The sequence below is a fragment of the Romboutsia sp. 13368 genome (assembly GCF_018336475.1).
GTDB lineage: Bacteria > Bacillota > Clostridia > Peptostreptococcales > Peptostreptococcaceae > Romboutsia.
In genome coordinates this window covers 1797503-1800046 of the sequence record NZ_CP048741.1, presented here as the reverse complement: position 1 = coordinate 1800046, position 2544 = coordinate 1797503, and the positions used below count along the sequence as shown (strand labels likewise).

The window sequence follows — 2544 nt, the reverse complement described above, 5'->3', positions numbered from 1 at the left end:
ATAAAGTATATCTATTACAATATTAGACTTGAGTCAACTTCCTTTACTAATTAAAAAAATGTCATATAATGAAGCTATATGTAGAAAATGGAAAAGGAGGATTAGTAGTGAAAGGTAAAATAGCATTAGCAACATTGGCAATGATACCTATGGCAACTAATAATACACATGCAACGAATATAGGTACGGTGACAGCATCTTCTTTAAATGTTAGAAGTGGACCTAGTACAAACTACACTATAGTAACTACAGTAAAGAAAAATGATAAAGTAAGTATATTACAATCATCTAATGGATGGTACAAAATAGAAACTGTATCAGGTAAACAAGGATGGGCATCATCTTCATATATATCAATATCAAATGATAATACAAATAGTGATAGTAATGAATCAAAAAATATAGCAATAGTAAATACAGATGGACTTAAATTTAGAAATGGTGCAGGTACAAGTTATAGTATCATAAAAGTTTTAAGCAAGGGTGAAAAAGTAGAAGTAATATCAGAAAGTAATGGCTGGTCAAAAGTAAAGTATGACTCAAGATTAGGTTATGTTGCAAGTCAATACATAGATAAAGCTAATACAAATTATATAATAAAAGAAGTAAATACAGATGGATTAAATGTAAGAACCGGGCCATCAACAAGTTATACGTCAATAGGCAAGCTAAATAAAGGAACTAAAGTAGAGGTAATATCAGAAACTTCAGGATGGTCAAAAATTAAGTATAGTAATAAGACAGCATATGTATCTAGTGGATATTTAAAAGTAGTATCTACAAATGAACCTGATAAGAATGAAGATACAACAGAGCAGTATAAGGAAATAAARGTAGTAAATACAGATGGATTAAATGTAAGAAAAGGACCATCGACAAGTTATACATCAATAGGAAAGTTAGATGAAGGAACTAATGTAGAAGTAATATCAGAAAGTAACGGATGGTCAAAAATAAATTACAATAAAACAACTGGATATGTAGCAACAAGATATTTAGATAARAAAACTACAAGNNNAAGATACAACAGAGCAGTATAAGGAAATCAAGGTAGTAAATACAGATGGATTAAATGTAAGAAAAGGACCATCGACAAGCTATACATCAATAGGAAAGTTAGATGAAGGAACGAATGTAGAAGTAATATCAGAAAGTAATGGATGGTCAAAAATAAATTNCGATCTAACGCTAATATGTAGCAACAAGATATTTAGATAAGAAAACTACAAGTGAAGATACAACAGAGCAATATAAGGAAATAAAGGTAGTAAATACAGATGGATTAAATGTAAGAAAAGGACCATCGACAAGTTATACATCAATAGGAAAGTTAGATGAAGGAACTAATGTAGAAGTAATATCAGAAAGTAACGGATGGTCAAAAATAAATTACAATAAAACAACTGNNNNATATGTAGCTACAAGATATTTAGATAAGAAAACTACAAGTGAAGATACARCAGAGCAGTATAAGGAAATAAAAGTAGTAAATACAGATGGATTAAATGTAAGAAAAGGACCATCGACAAGTTATACATCAATAGGAAAGTTAGATGAAGGAACTAATGTAGAAGTAATATCAGAAAGTAATGGATGGTCAAAAATAAATTACAATAAAACAACTGGATATGTAGCTACGAGATATTTAGACAAAATAAATGATAATCAAGAAACACCACCAGTAGTAGGTGGAGAAAGTGTAGAAAATATARATGGAGCAATTATAAATCATAAATATTTAAATTATACACTTCAAAATCATATAGATGTTCAATATAAAAAAGCATTAGAAGGTGGAAATGTAATATCATCAAGTATATCAAGAAGTAGTGAAGAATTAACAACGTATAATATGTTAAATACTAGAAGCTACAAGGCTGCAAGTAAAGCAGATATAGAGTATTATCTAAATCCAGAAAACTTTGCAAGTAGTAATAAAGGTATGATGCAATTTTTAACACTTGATTCATATAAAGGTGGAGTAAGTGAAAGTGAATTAAACTCATACTTGAATGGATTACCAAAAGTAAATGGTAAAAATACTGTATTCTATAATCAAGGTAAATCGTTTATAGATGCAGCTAAAAAGTATGACATAGATTTAGTATATTTAGTTTCACATGCTATGTGGGAAACTGGATATGGAAAATCAGTACTTGCTCAAGGACAGACAATAACTAGTTATAAAGGTAATAAACTACCTAATCCAGTTACTGTATATAATTTCTTTGGAATAGGTGCAATAGATAAGAGTGCAAATGTTTCGGGTGCGGAAGCATCATATTCTAATGGATGGACAAGTATTGAAAAAACTATAGAAGGTTCAGCTAAATGGATAAGTGCTAATTACATAAAAAGTTCAAAATATAATCAAAATACTATATATAAAATGAAGTTTAATTATGATTATTCATGGCACCAGTATGCAACAGATGTAAATTGGGCAAATGGAATATCAGGAATAATGTATAAATTAATAGGTATGTATGATACAGCAAATAATCTAAATTTTGAAGTGCCTAGATATAAATAATATTTTTATAT

3 protein-coding genes and 1 pseudogene are annotated in these 2544 nt (G+C 28.9%); all 4 read left to right on the top strand.

What is annotated here, in order from left to right; translation table 11 throughout:
* Nucleotides 1-68: 68 nt before the first annotated feature.
* The 4 genes and pseudogenes from G3997_RS07325 (at nt 69) to G3997_RS07320 (ending at nt 2533) form a co-directional block, all read left to right on the top strand.
* Nucleotides 69-1040, top strand: coding sequence for an SH3 domain-containing protein (locus G3997_RS07325; RefSeq protein WP_442971193.1), 972 nt, complete (start codon nt 69-71; stop codon nt 1038-1040).
* Nucleotides 1000-1218 (top strand): SH3 domain-containing protein, encoded by a 219-nt coding sequence (locus G3997_RS11960; RefSeq protein ID WP_442971271.1) that lies wholly within the window; start codon nt 1000-1002, stop codon nt 1216-1218. Before G3997_RS07325 ends, G3997_RS11960 begins: the two co-directional genes overlap by 41 nt.
* A gap of 40 nt (nt 1219-1258) precedes the next feature.
* Nucleotides 1259-1639 (top strand): annotated as a pseudogene (locus tag G3997_RS11955) (SH3 domain-containing protein); the annotation flags it as partial.
* Between the two features lie 213 nt (nt 1640-1852).
* Nucleotides 1853-2533, top strand: a complete 681-nt coding sequence (locus G3997_RS07320; protein WP_296644959.1) for an N-acetylglucosaminidase — start codon at nt 1853-1855, stop codon at nt 2531-2533.
* The last annotated feature ends 11 nt before the right edge of the window (nt 2534-2544 follow it).

Bases quoted from the DNA above. Each gene is read 5' to 3' on its own strand.
- G3997_RS07320 (WP_296644959.1), top strand. From the start codon at position 1,853: ATGTTAAATACTAGAAGCTACAAGGCTGCAAGTAAAGCAGATATAGAG.